This window comes from Rhodococcus sp. OK519, from assembly GCF_003051005.1.
GTDB lineage: Bacteria > Actinomycetota > Actinomycetes > Mycobacteriales > Mycobacteriaceae > Prescottella.
Map to the genome: position 1 here is coordinate 67,351 of NZ_QAOW01000002.1, position 17,484 is coordinate 84,834.

The window sequence follows — 17,484 nt, forward strand, 5'->3', positions numbered from 1 at the left end:
AGGATCCACGGTGCGTTCGATCGATCTCCCACTGCCCCTCGTCGAGGCGAGCGTCAAGCCCTTCTACCGTCTGGCGCTCAATGCTCGTCTCCCGTTCCGGGTACAGCGCGCACTGTTGGACCTCGCCGCGCCGATCCAGACACTGCCCGACGGGGCGGTCGTCGAGAAGACCACTCTCGCCGGCCGTCCCGCAGAGCGCATCACGGTCGGCGCCACCGAGCGTCGGTGCGCGGTGCTCTATCTGCACGGCGGTGCCTACACGATCGGGTCCCTCGCGACACACCGCTCGCTCGCGGCGTACCTGGCGCGCGAATCCGCCAGTGTCGTATACACGCTCGACTATCGACTCGCCCCCGAGCATCCGTTCCCTGCCGGGCTGGACGACGCGGTCGCCGCGTTCACCGAACTCGTCGCCGACCACGGATTCTCGGCCGATCGGGTTGCCATCGCCGGAGATTCGGCCGGCGGTGGACTCTCGCTCGCCACGGCTCGCCGCCTGATCGACACTCGCAGGCTGCGTCCCGCCGCGCTGGCCCTCATCTCGCCATGGGTCGATCCCGGTTCACGCACAGCGCCGTTCGATCGCGACGTCGTCGTGAACACCGCCTGGGCGTATGCGTCGGCCGGGGCGTATCTGGGCGGCGGGGATCCCACCGATCCCGGCTACGCGCCGCTGCACGGCGATCTGACCGGCCTACCGCCGACCGCCGTGCATGTGGGCGCGAAAGAGGTGCTCTATCCGCAGATCGCCGATCTGCGGGCGAAACTCGAGGCGGCGGGCAACGGCCTGCACTACGTCGAGTACCCCCGCCTGTGGCATGTCGCGCACCTGCAGGCGTCGGTGCTCGGGGAGGCCGCGGACGCCGTGGCCGACCTGGGCGCGTTCCTGCGCTCGGTGTTCCCGTCAGGTGTGTTCGCCGAGCCACTCACCGGCGACCTCGGCTGACGAGACCTCGCCGTCGCGCACCCGCGCCGCCATCGCCGTCAGGTCTCCGGTGCTCAACTGCAGGATCACACTCAGTGCCCTGACGTCGTCGGCGTTCAGCACGCCACTGCGGAAGAGCGGCACCACGTTCTGCGCCGTGAAGGCGGCCTCGTCGTCGGCGAGTACCACCAGTTCGTTCTGCGCGACAACCGGATCGGCGGTAGTGGCCCCGCCGACCGCCGAGACTCCGGCGATCAGTTCCCGTGCGACGTCGGACGTCGCACCGGCCGGGACGACCCCTCCGAAGGTGCACCCGTACCGCGACTGCAGCCGCTCGAGCGCGTGCGTGTCCTCCGAGAAGGTGGTGGACGCGTGAAGAGTGAGCGCGGAGCACCGGTCGGCGAGGTCGGCGACCGAGCGCGCCCCCGACGACTCCGCCTGACCCGCCGTCAGCACGAGCGCCGCCCGGTCGTCCGCAGGCGCATACTCCGACACCGAAATCCCGTCCGGCAGAGACCTGTTGAGCGCCTCGTACACGTCCTCCGACTCGGTGACCTCGGACGAGGGATCGAACCGCCACAGCAGTCGACCCGTGTGCTCGGGCACGAGCGAGACGCGGTTGTCGTCCAGGGCAGCCAGGCGATCCGTCTGGTCGCCCAGACCCAGGACCAGTTCGGTGGCCCTACCGCTCGCGCCCAGCGCGCCCTCGTAGAGACGCGCGACGAGTTCGCCCTCGACGGTGTCGGCGGCACCGATCACGACCGGTGCGGGCGCGGGCGGCCCACCGGTGACGCTGCTCAGGTCGACCCCGCACCCCGCCACGACAGCCACGGTGGGAATCACCGCGAGGCAGGCTGTGAGACCTGTCGCACGTCTGAGGATGCGCCCATTTCCGTTCGGTGCCACCGTGTCCCTCTCCGATCGAGCGTGCTGCACACCTGCATCTGTCGTGCCGTGCGTTTGTCGTACCTATCGTTACACTGAGTCCGCGCACCATCACGAGCGGTCGAGAGATCCGGCTTGCCACCGCGCGACGACCACTCTCGAGTTGCGGGGGTGCCGTCACGCCGGATCCGATGGAAGGACGACATGAAGGTTTTCCGGGTTCGAAATCGCGGCCGCTTCGGCGCGGGCCTCATCGCACTGCTCGCGCTGCCCCTCGCGGCGTGTGGCGGTGACCCACTCGAAAGCGGCGGGTCGAACACGGACGGCGACACCGTCGTCGTGGGCTCCGCGAACTTCCCGGAATCGGAGACGGTGGGTTTCGTATACGCCGAGGCGCTGCGGGCCAACGGGTTCGACGTGCAGACGAAGATGAACATCGGCACCCGCGAGGTGTACGTCCCGGCCCTGCGCGACGGTTCGCTCACAGTGATCCCCGACTACACCGGAAACCTGCTCGAATACCTCGAACCTGCATCGACGGCCACCACCGCCGCGGACATCGAGGCGGCACTGCCTGCCGCGCTGGCACCGGATCTCGCGATCGCGACCCCGGCTCCGGCCGAGGACAAGGACGCCGTCGTGGTGACCCGCGAGACCGCCGAGAAGTGGAACCTGACGTCGATCGCCGACCTCGCAGCGCATTCCGCGGAGGTGACCTTCGCGGCGCCGGCCGAGTTCCAGGAGCGGTCGGTGGGGTTGCCGGGCCTGCGCGAGATCTACGGCCTCGACATCTCGGCCGCCAATTTCGTTCCCATCGCCGACGGCGGCGGTCCCGCAACGGTGAAGGCACTCACGTCCGGGCAGGTGACGGCCGCGAACATCTTCACCACGTCGCCCGCGATCGAGGCCAACGACCTCGTCGTGCTGACCGATCCCAAGAGCAACTTCCCCGCCCAGAATGTGGTCCCGCTGCTGCGGGCGTCGGCGCAGACCGACCGGTTGACGCAGATCCTCGATGCCGTGTCGGCCAAGCTCACCACCGAAGAACTGGTGGGGCTCAACGACGCAGTGTCCGGCGACAGCAAGACCGAACCTCAGGCTGCGGCGAAGCAGTGGGTCGCACGTCAGGGCCTGGACACCCCCATCTCGTGATCTCGTTCTCCGCTGTCTCCAAACGTTTCCCGGATGGCACGGTGGCCGTCGACGGACTCGACCTGAAGATCGACGCGGGTTCGTTCACAGTCTTCGTCGGCCCGTCCGGCTGCGGCAAGACGACGTCGATGCGGATGGTCAACCGGATGGTGGTGCCCACGGCGGGCACCGTCACCGTCGACGGCCGCGACGTCGCCGCGACGGACGCCGTCGAACTGCGCCGCGGCATCGGGTACGTCATCCAGGGCGGCGGCCTGCTGCCGCACCGCACCGTCCTGGACAACATCGCGACGGTCCCGGTCCTGCGGGGACAGACCCGCCGGGCGGCGCGGCGCGCCGCACTCGACGTCCTCGATCGGGTGGGCCTCGACCCGATTCTGGCGGGACGGTATCCGGCGCAACTGTCCGGCGGTCAGCAGCAGCGGGTGGGCGTGGCGCGGGCGCTCGCCGCGGATCCGCCGATCCTGCTGATGGACGAGCCCTTCAGCGCGGTCGATCCGGTGGTACGCGCCGAACTCCAGGCCGAGATGCAGCGACTGCAGGCCGAACTGCGCAAGACCATCGTGTTCGTCACCCACGACATCGACGAGGCCGTCCGACTCGGTGACCGGGTCGCGGTCTTCGGCCCGCACGGCCGCCTGCAGCAACACGACACTCCGCGCATCGTGCTCGCGGCTCCCGCAACCGATTTCGTAGCAGATTTCGTCGGCCGCGACCGCGGCTACCGCGGGTTGTCCTTCCGTGGCGCCGACGCCGTGCCCCTTCACGCCCTCCGCAGGTTGCGCGAGTCGGAGATCGCCGCCGCAGCACTTGCTCCCGGGGATTGGGCACTCGTCGTCAGCGACGCCGAGCACCCGCGAGGCTGGATCGATGCGGCGGGCCTGGACGCCGTGCGGGCGGGTCGCTCCGTCGCGGAGGCATCGGCGGCGGGCGGGTCGCTGTTCACGGTCGGCACGGATCTACGCCAAGCGCTCGACGCCGCCATCTCGTCGCCGTCGGGTGTCGGTGTGGCGGTCGATACGTCCGGCGCCGTGGTCGGCGGGATCGACGCGGCCGACGTCGTCGCACTGCTCGCCGAACAGCGTCGCGCAGAGGATCGCCTGCGGAACGGCCGGTGACGGTGTGCGCTACCTGACCGAGAATTTCTCGTACGTGCTGGATCTGACGCGCGAGCACCTGTATCTGGCACTGCTCCCGCTGCTGCTGGGGCTCGTGATCGCGATCCCCCTCGGCACGGCCGTCCGGGGCGTCCCGTGGCTGCGCCGCACCACGCTGGTGGTCGCGAGCATCGCGTTCACGATTCCCTCACTCGCGCTGTTCGTCACGGTCCCCACGGTCTTCGGGCTGGCGATCCTCGATCCGACCAACGTCGTGATCGCGTTGACGATCTACTCGACAGCCCTCCTGGTCCGCGCGGTGCCGGAGGCGCTCGACGCGGTGCCGGCCGACGTCGTGGACTCTGCGACCGCGATGGGGTTCACGCCGCTTCGACGCGCGCTCACCGTCGAACTACCGCTGGCTCTTCCGGTGCTCGTCGCGAACGTCCGCGTCGTCGCGGTCACCAACATCTCGCTCGTGTCGGTCGGTGCACTGATCGGTGTGGGCGGCCTCGGTGAACTGTTCACGAAGGGCTACCAGCGGGACTACCCGGAGCAGATCCTCGCCGGCATCATCGCGATCGTCGTGCTCGCGCTGATCTTCGACGCAGCGCTGTATCTCGTCGGCCGGTTCCTGACGCCGTGGCAGCGCGGCGGCACCCGACGGGTCCGCTCACGGGGCACGACCGTCACGCTGTCGGAGGGTCCGGCCTGATGTTCACAAGCGCCTGGGACTTCCTCGTGGATCCGTCGAACTGGCAAGGCCCGACGGGCATCGGCACGCGGATCCTCCAGCACCTCTGGTACAGCGTGCTCGCCGTCGCGGGCGCGGCGGTGGTCGCGGTGCCGATAGGGCTGGCGATCGGGCACTCTCGCCGCGGCGAGATCGTCGTCGTCGGTATCGTCAACGCGCTGCGCTCGCTGCCGACCCTCGGTGTGCTCACGCTGCTGGTCCTGTTGCTCGGGCTGGGGCTGATCCCGCCGATCCTCGCGCTGGTGCTGCTCGGCATTCCACCACTGCTCGCCGGCACGTACGCGGGCGTCGCGAATGTCGATCGGCAGGTGGTCGACGCCGCGGAGGCGATGGGCATGACACCGCTGCAGGTGCTGCTGCGGGTCGAGATTCCCAACGCCCTGCCGCTGATTCTCGGCGGACTACGCAGCGCAACGCTCCAGGTGATCGCGACCGCCACGGTGGCCGCGTACGTCAACCTCGGTGGTCTGGGCCGCTACATCTTCGACGGACTCGCGCTCCGCAGCTACGACCGCGTCCTCGTGGGCGCCATCCTCGTCGCGGCACTGGCGCTCATCATCGACGGCGTTCTCGCGGCCGCGGTGTGGGCGTCCGTGCCCGGCACCGGACGCCTGCGCCGTCCGGTCGCGGTCACACCGCCGCGAGGAACTTCAGAATTCGGGCGTTGACGTCGTCGGGCTGCTCCAACTGCAGGAAGTGACCGGCATCGGCGACCACGTGCGCGTCGCTCCCCGGCGGTAGTGCGGGCGCCACGAGCGCCGCGAAACGCGCATCGAGGCACCCGTCGCGATCACCGTGCAGGTAGAGCGTCGGAGTCACCGGGAGGCGCATCTCCGCGCCTACCCACCGCCGGTAGCGCGCGGGGGGACGTGGGAACGGTCGAGCCATGTTGCGGTAGTAGCCGATCGCTGCGCGCCGGTGCTCCGGATCGGCCATCGCGGCCGCCACGGCCGGCAGATCCTCCGTCGCGTCGTAGCCGGGCGACCAGTCCGCCCACAGTATGGGGACCACCCGTTCGGCCCATCGTTCGGGCAGCACCGGAAGCTGGTTGAATAGGATGTACCAGCTGTTGCGGACCTGCCGGGGCAGTACGCGCAGCGCGGCCGGTGTGCGCAGGGCCGGGAACGGCGGCACCGACAGCGCGGCGACGGCAACGAACGGGTTGTCCGGATGGGCCGCAAGCGCATTCGCTGTGATCGCACCCCAGTCGTGCCCGATCAGGACCGCGTCGGCTCCCCCGTCCATGCGGGCATGGATCTCGACGGCGTCGTCCATCAGTGCGGCGACGTGGCCGCTGCGATCGTCCGGCACCGCGGACGGCGCGTAGCCGCGGGTGAACGGGGCGACCACCCGCCAGCCTTCGGCCGCCAGGGCCGGCCCCAAGTGTCGCCAGGTGTGGGCCGTGTCCGGGAAACCGTGCAGCAGGACCGCGAGCCGGCCGGTCTCGGGACCCCAGCTCAGCGCCCGCAGTCGGACCGCGTCGAGGTCCAGGGTGATCTCACGCATGCCGACAATCCTGACCGAGAGCGGTCGAACGCGCGCCGGATCCGCCGACATCGGCGCACGGGGAAGACAGCGGGGCCCCGTCGCTGCTGCGACGGGGCCCCGCTACTGCTGTGTGTCGAGCCGTCAGGCGACGCCTTCGTCCTTGGCTGCCTGCGCGACGGCGGCGGCCACGGCCGGCGCGACCCGCGGATCGAGCGGGCTCGGGACGATCATGTCGACCGACAGCTCGTCACCGACCACCGACAGGATCGCCTCGGCAGCAGCCAACTTCATGCCCTCGGTGATCCGGCGTGCACCGGCATCCAGCGCGCCCTTGAAGACACCCGGGAACGCGAGCACATTGTTGATCTGGTTCGGGAAATCGCTACGACCGGTCGCGACGATCGCCGCGTACTTGCGGGCGATGTCCGGGTGGATCTCCGGGTCCGGGTTCGACATCGCGAAGATGATCGACTCGGGCGCCATCGTCGCGATGATCTCCTCGGGCACCGTGCCCGCGGAGACCCCGAGGAACACGTCGGCACCGTCGAGCGCCTCGACCAGGCCGCCACTGCGGCCGGCCGGGTTGGTGCGGGACGCGAGATCGACCTTGATCTCGTTGAGGTCCTCACGATCCGAGGAGACGATGCCCTTCGAGTCGAGGACCGTCACGTCGGCGATGCCCGCGGCGAGGAGGATGTTCGCGCACGCGACACCGGCAGCACCGGCGCCCGAGATCACTACGCGCAGGGCGGTGATCTCGCGGTTCTGGACCTTCGCGGCACCACGCAGCGCGGCGAGCGCGACGATCGCGGTGCCGTGCTGATCGTCGTGCATCACCGGGCAGTCGAGTGCCTCGATGACGCGACGCTCGATCTCGAAGCAGCGCGGTGCGGAGATGTCCTCGAGGTTCACTGCGCCGAAACTCGGGCGCAGACGCACGAGGGTCTCGACGATCTCGTCGGGGTCCTTGGTGTCGAGAACCAGCGGAATCGAGTTGAGACCGGCGAAGTTCTTGAACAGCGCCGACTTGCCCTCCATGACCGGCAGCGACGCGCGGGGGCCGATGTCACCGAGGCCGAGCACGGCGGAACCGTCGCTCACGACCACGACGAGCCGGTTGGTCCACGTGTAGCGATCGGCCAGCGTCTCGTCCGCGTGAATTGCACGGCTGACCTGCGCAACACCGGGCGTGTACGCGATGGACAACGCGCGCTGGGAGTCGAGGGGTGCGGTCGTCTCGACCGAAAGCTTGCCACCGATGTGGCCAGCGAAAATTTCCTCGTCGGTTATTTCGACCTTTGGCGTAACGGAAGCTTCAGACACAGGGGACACGATGACACTCCTCTTGAGACCAGACTCACTCGGGTCCTGGTTACTGAGAAGTAACCGAATCGTGAAGGTGAAAACGACGCGGCACTTGACGAACGCAGGATTGATCGGTTGCAGCTACCGGGACGCGCGATCGTTGCACTGCTGCCGGAGCGTGATGGCGCCGGGCGGGGTGGGCCCTGGCTCGAGTTCTGCCATCTGAAAAACTCCGACGAAGGGCGGTAGCACCCGCGCGGAGTGCAATGATTTTGCACCATGGGGAGGCAGGAATCAAATCCGTCAGAACGGTCCGGAACTCACAGAAACAACCCTCTACCTGTGAGGATGCCCGGAAACGTCGAACTGTGACGCGCCCCGTGGTCGCGGCGGGGTCAGGACCACCACTGGGTCCACAGCAACAGACCGGTAACCGCGAGTATCAGGATCGCAGCCATAGCCGCGACTCCCCCGCGGCGACGATCGGCAAATACCTGCAGCCCGACGACGACGCCACTCGCGGCGATGTGCGTGGCTATCGATTCCGCGCCCGGTCCCGGGAAGTCCCGATTCGATGCGAGGTACGCCGTGACGAGCACGACGGCCGTCAGCACGACGACGCCACCCGCGACGACGCCGGACAACCCGCGCAGCAACCGGGCCGCCCACGGATCGCGGTGCCGGCGACGGACGGAGCCGAACTGGTCGTGGGTCACCGACCCGCTCCACGGGTGGCGCGGGCGTCACTGCCCGTGAGGACCCGGACACCGGTCGCGCGGGCGACAATCGCTTCGTAAGCCGCCTCCGCGGTCGTGTGCTGCCCGAGTTCGATCGTCTTGTTCGTTCCGTGGTAGTCCGAGGACCCGGTGACAATCAGGTCCAGTTCGGCTGCCAGCGAACGCAGCAGGGCCTTGTCCTGGTCGACATGGTCGGGATGATCGACCTCGAGCCCGCCCAGTCCGTGCGCGGCGAGTTCACGAATGTGATCGAGCGCGAGGAGTCGACCGCGGGATCGCGCCCGCGCGTGCGCGATCACGCTGACACCGCCCGCGTCGGCCACCATCTCGACCGCGCGCTCGAGCGGGGTGTCGGCCTTCGCCACGTAGTAGGGACTGCGTGTGGAGAGCAAGTCGGTGAATGCCTCACCTACGGTGGCGACGACTCCCGCGCGGACCAGTGCCCGCGCCAGGTGCGGGCGCCCCACCGCCGGCCCGGCTTCGGCCAGGATCGCGTCCGGGTCGATCGGCAGTCCCGCGTCGGCCATCCGGACGGCCATGGCCCGTAGCCGGGTGATTCGTTCACCACGAAGACGCTCACGCTCGACGGCGAATTCCCGCGACTCGGGGTCGAAGAGGTACGCGAGCAGGTGCACGGCGACCGGACGCCCGTCCTCACCGCGACCCTCACACGACATCTCCATTCCGCGGACCAGGTTCAACCCCGACGGAAGCGCCGCCGCGGCTTCCTTCCACCCCGCAGTGGTGTCGTGGTCGGTGATGGCGATGACATCGACACCGGCCGCCGCGGCCGTTCGCACCAGTTCTGCCGGTGAGTCGGTGCCGTCCGAAGCGGTCGAGTGTGTGTGGAGATCGATGCGCACCGAACCAGTGTGTCAGGTCCACCCGGCGCCCGCCGAACGCCTTCCTCGACGCTGCCCATTCCGATTGCATTGCAATGGAATTGGACATAACGCCGACAGCACCGTCACAGTGCGGCGGCCCCACGACCAGGGTCTCGGACGTCGATTCCGGCCTCCGTCCACGCCTCGCGCAGCGCTGCCGCTCCCTTGAGTCGGACCCACGCCGCTTCCGTCCCGGTGAGGGGCACCACCTCGAGGAACTGCACCGGATCGAACGGTTCGGGCAGCACGAGATCCGGGATGTCACTCTCGCCGAGTAGGACGGCCGTGAACGGCACTCCCTTCCACAGCGGTTCCCCGAGGTCGATCAGGCCGTCCGGTCGCAGCACGACGCCCTCGACGGACGGCGCGGCCGCGAGCACGGCCAGCGTTCGGTGCACGCCCGACGCGACACCGGCGCCCCCGACCAGACTCAGGACGAGTTCGGCGCGCGGACCGCGCGTCGGATCGGCGATCATGTCGCTCGGGTCACCCATCGGGTGTCGTGAGCACCCCAGGCTCACGTACCGGATCGGCCTGTCGCCGTCACCCGGGTAGCGCAGGACGTCTACGGGTTCGACGCCCAGGAACGTCACCGACGCGGCAGTGGGTTCGGGCCCGCCGATGCACTGGTCGAGATGGGCACGCACGGCGGAGACAACGCTGTCGGTCACACACCCATCTAACACCCGTGCCACGCACGCCCGATCGACGCATCGAACCTCCCTGCGCCCGAGCCCATTCGACCCTCTCCCGGCTACAGGGAAGCGGACTGGACAGCGCGGCCCGGACGCACTAGTTAAATGAACTAACCAATTTGTACGTCTTTGATTTGCCTACACCATCGATTCGACTTCGCTCGATTTCGCACGGATTCACCCAGGAGCTCTCTTGTCTCGCCCCGACGCCCGCGCGCCCCGCGCGGGCACGCCCGGAAATCTGTTGACCGCAGCACTCTGTTTCGTCATCCTCGTCGTCTCCATTCAGCAGACCGTCGTCCTCCCACTGTCGGGCGTGATCAGCTCGCAGTTGGGCATCGGCACCACCGCGGTCGGCTGGACACTCACGGCGGGGTTCCTCGCGGCCGCCGTCATGACACCCGTCGCCGGGCGACTGGCCGACCTGCGCAGCAAGAAGATCGTGCTGCTCGCGGTGTTGGGCATCGTGCTCGCCGGGTCGGTCGTCGCGGCGGTGACCGAATCCCTACCGCTGCTGATCGTCGCCCGCATCCTCCAGGGCGTGTCGTTCGCGGCCTTCCCCGTGAGCCTGGCGATCGTGCGTGAGGAACTGGCACCGGAGAAACTCGCCTCCGCTATGGGCCTGCTGTCCGGAACTCTCGGCTTCGGCGGCGCCGTCGGCATGGTCCTGACCGGGTTGGTCGTTCCCGACGGCGCGGACTACCGGCACGCCTTCTGGCTCGCGGCGGCACTGACCGTGGTCGCGATCGTGCTCGTCATCGTCATCGTGCCGGCGCGCGCCAATCCCGCCACCGGGCGAGTGGACTGGGTCGGCGCAGCACTGCTCGGCACAGGATTGGTGCTGATCCTGCTCCCGCTGTCGGAGGGTGGCACATGGGGATGGGCGTCCGCCCGGACGCTCGGTTGCGCGCTCGTCGGCGTCGTCGTGCTCGTGTCGTGGTTCGTCCTCGAGCGGCGAATCCCCCATCCCCTGGTGCCGACCGAGATGCTGACGCACCGCCCCGTCCTGTGCACCCACCTCGCCGGACTACTGGTCGGCGCGGGCATGTTCGTGAACATCACGACACTCACGTACTTCGTCCAAACGTCACGAGAGAACACCGGTTACGGCTTCGGCGCCAACCCGATGGAGTCCGGGCTGGTCTACATCCTGCCCGGCGCATCGGTCGGCGTGATCGCGTCGATCTGCTCGGGCACCCTCATCACCCGCTTCGGGGCACGCAACGTCATGGCCGCCGCCGGTGTGCTCGGCGTCGTCGGGTTCGGCTCACTCATCGTGGCGCACGACCTGTCGTGGCAGGTGATCGCGGGATCGATGGTGGCCTCGGCCTTCACGAGCCTGGCTTACGCCGCGATGCCGGCACTCCTCAACGCCGAGGTGAGCCGCGACAACACCGGCGTCGCCAACAGCGTCAACTCGATTGCGCGCACCGTCGGCAGTTCCGTCGCGAGCGCCGTGCTGGCGACGCTCCTTGCCGGCCTCACGATCGGCGACACGCACTTCGCCCGAGTCGACGCGTATTTGATCGCCTTCGGGTTCGGTGTGGTGTGCGCCGTCGTGTCGACAGTGCTGGTCTACATCGGCGGCGGAGGCCGTCGCATCCCGAGGACACGAGAGGACGGCACATCGTCCGATCAGAGCGCGAGCTTCGCCAGCATGTCCCGGGCCGATTCGGCGGTCTTGGGGTCGCACAGCACGTCGTAGCGGCCGGCAACCAACTGCATCGTCGACGAGAAGTCCCGGGTGCCGCGGGCGGCGGCATACGGGATGGTGGTCGAGATCAGGCCGAACACGATGCCGCCGAGGATGCCTACCAACAGCGGAGCGAGGAACCCGCCGGTGAAGATGCCGAGCAGCAGGCCGAAGAACACGCCCAGCCAGGCACCCGAAAGGATGCCGCCACCAATGACTTTCGACCACGTGAGACGTCCGAGCACCCGCTCGACCTGCATCAGGTCGACACCGACGATCGTGACGTCCTCGACGGAAAACTGTTGGTCGGACAGGTAGTCCACGGCCCGCTGCGCCTCGGCGTAGGTGGGGTACGAGCCTATCGGCCACCCGGTCGGCGGTGTCGGCAACCCTCGCCCCTGTCGGTTCGGCTGTGAGAGTGGATTCGTCATCGTCTTCGTCTCTCCTGGTCGGGGCGTGCGGTATGTCCGGTTCTATCGTTCTCCGGTCCTTGATATCAATTGTGCCCGTACAGCCGTCCGAGTGCCTCCTCCTCGGACGGCACACTCGGACTGCACACTCGGACTGCACACTCGGACGGCCTACTCGGACGGTGGAGTGAAGGACGTCGTCCGGGCCATTCCCGCGGCGCGTCCCTTCGCCGAGATCACCAACGCCATCTTGCGACTCGCCTCGTCGATCATCTCGTCGCCGAGCATCACGGCCCCACGCCCGCCACCCGCCGCAGACGTGTGGAACTCGTACGCGTCGAGGATGAGTTCGGCCTGGTCGAAGTCGTCCTGTCGCGGACTGAACACCTCGTTGGCCGCATCGATCTGACTGGGGTGCAGCACCCACTTGCCGTCGAATCCGAGCGCGGCCGTGCGTTGGGCCGACCTCCGGAACGCCTCGAGGTCCCGGATCGCGAGGTAGGGGCCGTCGATCGCTTGCAGGTCGTGTGCCCGGGCTGCCATCAGGATGGTCATCAGGATGTGGTGGTAGGCGTCGCCGCGGTCGTAGCCGTCGGGCTGCTCACCGACGACCAACGTGCGCATGTTGATGCTGGCCATGAAGTCCGCCGGCCCGAAGACGAGAGTCTGCACGCGAGGGCTCGCGGCCGCGATCGCATTGATGTTCGTGAGGCCGATCGCATTCTCGATCTGCGGCTCGATCCCGATCCGACCCACTTCGAGTCCGTTCGCCTTCTCGATCTGTGTGAGGAGGAGGTCGAGTGCCTGAACGTGACTGGCGTCGGGCACCTTCGGCAGCAGCACTGCATCGAGATGGGCGCCTGCACCGCCCACGACGGTCGCGATGTCGGCGTGCGTCCACTCGGTGGTCCAGTCGTTGACCCGTACCACCTTGGTCTGGTCGCCCCAGCCGTCCTCGCCCAGCGCCTCGACGATGCGATTTCGCGCCTCGGCCTTCGCGATCGGCGCCACCGCGTCCTCGAGATCGAGGAAGATCGCATCGGCGGGAAGACCCTTGGCCTTGTCGATCATCTTGCGGCTGGATCCCGGGACTGCGAGAACCGACCGACGCGGTCTGAAGCGAGAAGTCATGACCGTCGGCCCTTCGAATTCAGTGGATAACCCTGCGAGGATCTAGCCTTTTCATCATGGCAGCTGTGCACAAGGTATTCGCAGCCAGGCTCGCCGGCCTGGTGGTTCTCGGACCGGACGGCGAGTCCATCGGGCGTGTCCGGGACGTGGTCCTCACGATCCGCATGGGTAGACAACCACCACGAGTACTCGGTCTCGTCATCGAGATGTTCACGCGCAAGCGAATCTTCGTGCCGATGCTCCGTGTCACCGCGATCGAGCCGGGCTCCGTCACGCTCAAGACCGGCAACGTCAGTCTGCGCCGGTTCGATCAGCGTCCGACCGAGGTTCTCGCGCTCGCCCAGGTGCTCGATTCCCATGTCACGATCGACGATCCGGAGGTCGGCGACACGATCGGATCGGACGCGGTCGTCGTCGATCTCGGCATCGAACTCACCCGAACGCGCGATTGGGTGGTCTCCCGGGTCGCCGTGCGGGCCCACCGCGGCCGACTCGGACGCCGGTCGGCGATCCACGTCGTCGACTGGCAGCACGTCCACGGTCTGACGCCGACCGCGCTGTCGATGCCGGGGCAAGGCGTCTCGCAGTTGCTGATGCAGTTCGAGGGCATGCGTGCCGCCGACGTCGCGCACGCGATGCGTGAACTGCCCGAAAAGCGCCGGCACGAGGTGGCGCTCGCGCTCGACGACGAGCGCCTGGCGGACGTCGTGCAGGAGTTGCCGGCCGACGACCAGACCGACCTGCTGCTCCATCTCGAGGTCGAACGCGCGGCCGACGTGCTCGAGGCGATGGATCCCGACGATGCCGCCGACCTGCTCGGCGAGCTGCCCGAGACCGACGCCGAGTCGCTGCTGCAGTTGATGGACCCGGAGGACTCCGAACCGGTCCGACGACTACTCGAACACTCCCCCGACACCGCCGGCGGCCTCATGACCCCCGAACCCGTCGTGCTGACTCCGTCGACGACGGTGGCCGAGGCACTCGCGCGGGCCCGCAACTCCGATCTCACCCCGGCGCTCGCGAGCATGGTGTTCGTGGCGCGACCGCCCACCGCGACACCCACCGGCCGCTACCTCGGATGCGTCCACCTGCAACGACTGCTGCGAGAACCACCCGCGAGTCTGGTCGGTGGCGTCCTCGACGACGATCTGCCGCGGCTCGACCCCGAGGACTCGCTCGCAACGGTGACCCGGTACTTCGCGACCTACAACCTGGTGTGCGCGCCCGTCGTCGACGACGAACACCACCTCCTCGGTGCGGTCACGGTCGACGACGTCCTCGACCACCTGCTGCCGACCGACTGGCGCGAGGAGGAGGCCGGCGATGAGTGACCTGAGCCCGCGCCAGCGCCTCGAGACACCACGGGGCACCCGCAGCCTGCGCATGCACATCGATGTCGAGGCCGTCGGCCGCGTCAGCGAGAACATCGCCCGCTTCCTCGGTACCGGCCGCTACCTGCTGATCCAGACGCTGATCGTGATCGTGTGGGTCCTCATCAACATCTTCGCGGTGACGCTGCAGTGGGACCCGTATCCGTTCATCCTGCTGAATCTGGCGTTCTCGACGCAGGCCGCGTACGCCGCGCCGCTGATCCTCCTGGCGCAGAACCGGCAGGAGAATCGCGACCGCGTCTCCCTCGAGGAGGACCGGTCACGCGCAGCCCAGACCAAAGCCGACACCGAGTTCCTGGCCCGCGAACTCGCGTCGCTGCGCCTGGCGGTCGGCGAGGTCGCGACCCGCGACTACCTGCGCCGCGAACTCGACGACATCCGGCAGATGCTCACCGACCTCGGCGAACGGGAGTCCGGGCACTCCGACGACGACTCCGCGCCGCCGGTCACGAAGCCGCGGACCGGGCGGAAGTAGCCTCCGAACCTCGTCCGCCGGACGTTCCCACCACTCGACTCCGTTCTCCGGCACGACTCGTCACCGATATGTAACGTGTGTCACATCGGCCGAGATGTACCGCACGTCAGCGCTCGGTCGTGCGCTGCGAATGGATGCAGGTTTCCTGCGAGGAGGGGTCTGAAGAGTGCGTGTTCGTGGAATCGTCGGTGCATCGTCCCTCGTGCTCGCCGGCGTGGTGACCGCCGCCGCATCGGTCGGCGGCGTCTTCGACCCCTCGTCGCCGGAGTCCACCTCCGCAGCCTCGACGTATTCACTCGAGACGACCACCGAGGCACCCGAGGCGCAGGCGGCGCTGATCCCGACAGTGGGACTCGTGCCCCCGGCACCGCGACCCGAACGACAGCTGCGGACGGCCAAACCGGCACCCTCCCCGGTCCTTCCGGACGTGACGGCGCTGCTGCCCGGCACCGCACCGAGGTCCGTGCCCGTTCCGGTGGTGGTCGGCCCCCTCGGCATTCCGGAGATCGTGCTCAACGCCTACCGGTCGGCCGAACTGGCGATCGCGGGAGCGCAACCGGGTTGTGGCCTGCAGTGGAACCTCCTGGCCGGCATCGGCAAGATCGAATCGGGACACGCGGGTGGTGGCCAGACCGACGCGGCCGGCACCACCGTGACGCCGATCCTGGGTCCGACACTCAACGGTCACCTCGCCGGTAACGAGATCATCACCGACTCCGACCGGGGCGCTCTCGACGGCGATGCGGCCCACGATCGTGCGGTCGGTCCGATGCAGTTCATCCCGACCACCTGGGTGCGCTACGCGTCCGACGGCAACGGAGACGGCGTCGCCGACCCGAACAACGTGTTCGACGCCTCCCTCGCCGCCGCGCGGTACCTGTGCGCGGGCGGGCTGAACCTGAGCGACCCGTCGCAGCTCTCACGCGCCGTGCTCCGCTACAACAACTCGACGTCGTACATGGCGAACGTCCTGGGGTGGTCCGCCGCGTACCGGACGGGCGGCACGCCCGCCCCCGCCGTTCCGGTCGCCCCCGCGCCGCCCGAGCGGTCCACCGACTCGGAAGCGGTAACCGATCCCTCCGCAGCATCGACCCCGCCCGCACCGACATCGGCGCCGGCGGTGCCGCCCGCCGACCAGGCTGCGGCTCCGGTCCCCGCACCGATGCTGCCCACGATCCCGGGCCTGCCGCCGCTGCCGTGCCTGGTCTTCTGCCCGCCCCCGGCACCTGCCCCGGCGCCCGGCCCTGCCGCGTAGGCAGCACCGCCGACGGCGCCGCGAGCGCGCCGCCTAACATGGGGGCATGGCCGCCCTGACCGAGACCGCCGTCCGCACCGCATTGTCGAAGGTGCAGGACCCCGAAATCCGTAAACCCATCACGGAACTCGGCATGGTCAAGAGCATCGACATCGGCGCCGACGGCAGCGTCGACGTCGGCATCTACCTGACCACGGCAGGATGCCCCCTGCGCACCGAGATCACCGAGCGGGTCACCAAGGCCATCGCGGACGTCGAGGGTGCCGGCGCCGTCCGTGTGGAACTCGACGTCATGAACGACGAGCAGCGCACCGAGCTTCGGCGCTCGCTGCGCGGCGACACCACCGAACCGGTGATCCCGTTCGCGCAGCCCGGCAACCTCACCCGCGTGTACGCGGTGGCGTCGGGCAAGGGCGGCGTCGGAAAGTCCAGCGTCACAGTGAACCTGGCGGCCGCCATGGCCGCGAAGGGCCTGTCCGTGGGTGTGCTCGACGCGGACATCTACGGCCACTCGGTGCCCCGCATGCTCGGCACGGACGCCAAGCCCACCCAGGTGGAGCGGATGATCATGCCGCCGCAGTCACACGACGTGAAGCTCATCTCCATCGCCCAGTTCACGCAGGGCAACACCCCGGTCGTGTGGCGCGGACCGATGCTGCACCGTGCGCTGCAGCAGTTCCTCGCCGACGTCTTCTGGGGCGATCTCGATGTGCTGCTGCTCGATCTGCCGCCCGGCACCGGTGACGTCGCGATCTCGGTCGCCCAGCTCATCCCGGGTGCGGAGATCCTCGTCGTGACCACGCCGCAGCAGGCCGCCGCGGAGGTGGCCGAGCGGGCCGGAGCGATCGCCCTGCAGACGCGTCAGCGCATCGCCGGTGTCGTCGAGAACATGTCGTGGATGGAGCTGCCCGACGGCAGCCGCATGGAGGTGTTCGGCTCGGGTGGCGGCCAGGCCGTCGCCGACCGGCTCACGCAGGCCGTCGGCGCCAAGGTGCCTCTGCTGGGCCAGATTCCGCTCGAGCAGGCCGTCCGTGAGGGCGGCGACGCCGGCCTCCCGATCGTGCTCAGCGCCCCCGATTCTCCCGCCGGCACCGCGCTGCGCGACATCGCCGACAAGTTGTCGGTCCGCTCGCGCGGGCTGGCCGGCATGTCGCTCGGCATCGATACCGTCCGCCACCTCTAGCCGGACGGCAACGACCCATACGAA

18 protein-coding genes are annotated in these 17,484 nt (G+C 68.8%); 10 read left to right on the forward strand and 8 right to left on the reverse strand.

Going from position 1 to position 17,484, the window contains the following annotated elements; all coding sequences use genetic code 11:
• Positions 1–10: 10 nt before the first annotated feature.
• Entirely contained in the window at positions 11–946 is a 936-nt protein-coding gene (locus C8K36_RS07600; RefSeq protein WP_107983881.1) for an alpha/beta hydrolase, read from the forward strand.
• Here the strand turns inward: C8K36_RS07600 and C8K36_RS07605 are convergent.
• Complete coding sequence (locus C8K36_RS07605) at positions 905–1,768, reverse strand: ABC transporter substrate-binding protein (RefSeq protein WP_258195312.1); 864 nt, start codon at positions 1,766–1,768, stop codon at positions 905–907. The genes C8K36_RS07600 and C8K36_RS07605 overlap by 42 nt on opposite strands.
• 246 nt (positions 1,769–2,014) lie before the next feature.
• Here C8K36_RS07605 and C8K36_RS07610 point away from each other — a divergent pair, with 246 nt between their 5' ends.
• The 4 genes from C8K36_RS07610 to C8K36_RS07625 are packed head-to-tail and all read left to right on the forward strand — an operon-like array spanning position 2,015 to position 5,481.
• Positions 2,015–2,962, forward strand: a complete 948-nt coding sequence (locus C8K36_RS07610) for an ABC transporter substrate-binding protein (protein WP_107983883.1) — start codon at positions 2,015–2,017, stop codon at positions 2,960–2,962.
• Complete coding sequence (locus C8K36_RS07615) at positions 2,959–4,080, forward strand: ABC transporter ATP-binding protein (protein WP_107983884.1); 1,122 nt, start codon at positions 2,959–2,961, stop codon at positions 4,078–4,080. The genes C8K36_RS07610 and C8K36_RS07615 overlap by 4 nt, the downstream gene beginning before the upstream one ends.
• A gap of 4 nt (positions 4,081–4,084) precedes the next feature.
• Positions 4,085–4,774 (forward strand): ABC transporter permease, encoded by a 690-nt coding sequence (locus C8K36_RS07620; protein WP_107983885.1) that lies wholly within the window; start codon positions 4,085–4,087, stop codon positions 4,772–4,774.
• Complete coding sequence (locus tag C8K36_RS07625; RefSeq protein ID WP_107983886.1) at positions 4,774–5,481, forward strand: ABC transporter permease; 708 nt, start codon at positions 4,774–4,776, stop codon at positions 5,479–5,481. Before C8K36_RS07620 ends, C8K36_RS07625 begins: the two co-directional genes overlap by 1 nt.
• Here C8K36_RS07625 and C8K36_RS07630 read toward each other — a convergent pair.
• The 5 genes from C8K36_RS07630 to C8K36_RS07650 all read right to left on the reverse strand — a co-directional run bounded on the left by C8K36_RS07630 (position 5,444) and on the right by C8K36_RS07650 (position 9,898).
• Positions 5,444–6,319: an alpha/beta fold hydrolase gene (locus C8K36_RS07630; RefSeq protein WP_181319462.1), complete on the reverse strand. Its 876-nt coding sequence runs from the start codon at positions 6,317–6,319 to the stop codon at positions 5,444–5,446. The genes C8K36_RS07625 and C8K36_RS07630 overlap by 38 nt on opposite strands.
• A gap of 123 nt (positions 6,320–6,442) precedes the next feature.
• Positions 6,443–7,633: an NAD(P)-dependent malic enzyme gene (locus C8K36_RS07635; RefSeq protein WP_107983888.1), complete on the reverse strand. Its 1,191-nt coding sequence runs from the start codon at positions 7,631–7,633 to the stop codon at positions 6,443–6,445.
• A gap of 368 nt (positions 7,634–8,001) precedes the next feature.
• Complete coding sequence (locus C8K36_RS07640; RefSeq protein WP_107983889.1) at positions 8,002–8,322, reverse strand: hypothetical protein; 321 nt, start codon at positions 8,320–8,322, stop codon at positions 8,002–8,004.
• Positions 8,319–9,206, reverse strand: a complete 888-nt coding sequence (locus C8K36_RS07645; protein WP_107983890.1) for a PHP domain-containing protein — start codon at positions 9,204–9,206, stop codon at positions 8,319–8,321. The genes C8K36_RS07640 and C8K36_RS07645 overlap by 4 nt, the downstream gene beginning before the upstream one ends.
• A gap of 104 nt (positions 9,207–9,310) precedes the next feature.
• Positions 9,311–9,898, reverse strand: a complete 588-nt coding sequence (locus tag C8K36_RS07650) for a suppressor of fused domain protein (RefSeq protein WP_107983891.1) — start codon at positions 9,896–9,898, stop codon at positions 9,311–9,313.
• 217 nt (positions 9,899–10,115) lie between these two features.
• On the opposite strand from C8K36_RS07650, the gene C8K36_RS07655 reads away from it, so the two are divergent.
• On the forward strand, positions 10,116–11,627 hold the full coding sequence (locus tag C8K36_RS07655) for an MFS transporter (RefSeq protein ID WP_107983892.1): 1,512 nt from the start codon (positions 10,116–10,118) through the stop codon (positions 11,625–11,627).
• Here the strand turns inward: C8K36_RS07655 and C8K36_RS07660 are convergent.
• Together C8K36_RS07660 and C8K36_RS07665 are read right to left on the reverse strand one after the other, a co-directional pair.
• Positions 11,558–12,046 (reverse strand): general stress protein, encoded by a 489-nt coding sequence (locus C8K36_RS07660; RefSeq protein ID WP_107983893.1) that lies wholly within the window; start codon positions 12,044–12,046, stop codon positions 11,558–11,560. The genes C8K36_RS07655 and C8K36_RS07660 overlap by 70 nt on opposite strands.
• 150 nt (positions 12,047–12,196) lie before the next feature.
• A complete protein-coding gene (locus tag C8K36_RS07665; RefSeq protein ID WP_107983894.1) occupies positions 12,197–13,156 on the reverse strand; it encodes an HpcH/HpaI aldolase/citrate lyase family protein in 960 nt (319 codons plus the stop codon).
• 56 nt (positions 13,157–13,212) lie between these two features.
• Between C8K36_RS07665 and C8K36_RS07670 the strand changes: the two genes are divergently transcribed.
• The 4 genes from C8K36_RS07670 to C8K36_RS07685 all read left to right on the forward strand — a co-directional run bounded on the left by C8K36_RS07670 (position 13,213) and on the right by C8K36_RS07685 (position 17,460).
• Positions 13,213–14,487 carry a magnesium transporter MgtE N-terminal domain-containing protein gene (locus tag C8K36_RS07670; protein ID WP_107983895.1) on the forward strand — a complete coding sequence of 425 codons (1,275 nt, stop codon included), beginning with the start codon at positions 13,213–13,215 and terminating at the stop codon, positions 14,485–14,487.
• Positions 14,480–15,022: a DUF1003 domain-containing protein gene (locus C8K36_RS07675; RefSeq protein ID WP_107983896.1), complete on the forward strand. Its 543-nt coding sequence runs from the start codon at positions 14,480–14,482 to the stop codon at positions 15,020–15,022. The genes C8K36_RS07670 and C8K36_RS07675 overlap by 8 nt, the downstream gene beginning before the upstream one ends.
• Positions 15,023–15,188: 166 nt before the next feature.
• On the forward strand, positions 15,189–16,277 hold the full coding sequence (locus C8K36_RS07680; protein WP_107983897.1) for a lytic transglycosylase domain-containing protein: 1,089 nt from the start codon (positions 15,189–15,191) through the stop codon (positions 16,275–16,277).
• 46 nt (positions 16,278–16,323) lie between these two features.
• A complete protein-coding gene (locus C8K36_RS07685; protein WP_107983898.1) occupies positions 16,324–17,460 on the forward strand; it encodes an Mrp/NBP35 family ATP-binding protein in 1,137 nt (378 codons plus the stop codon).
• The last annotated feature ends 24 nt before the right edge of the window (positions 17,461–17,484 follow it).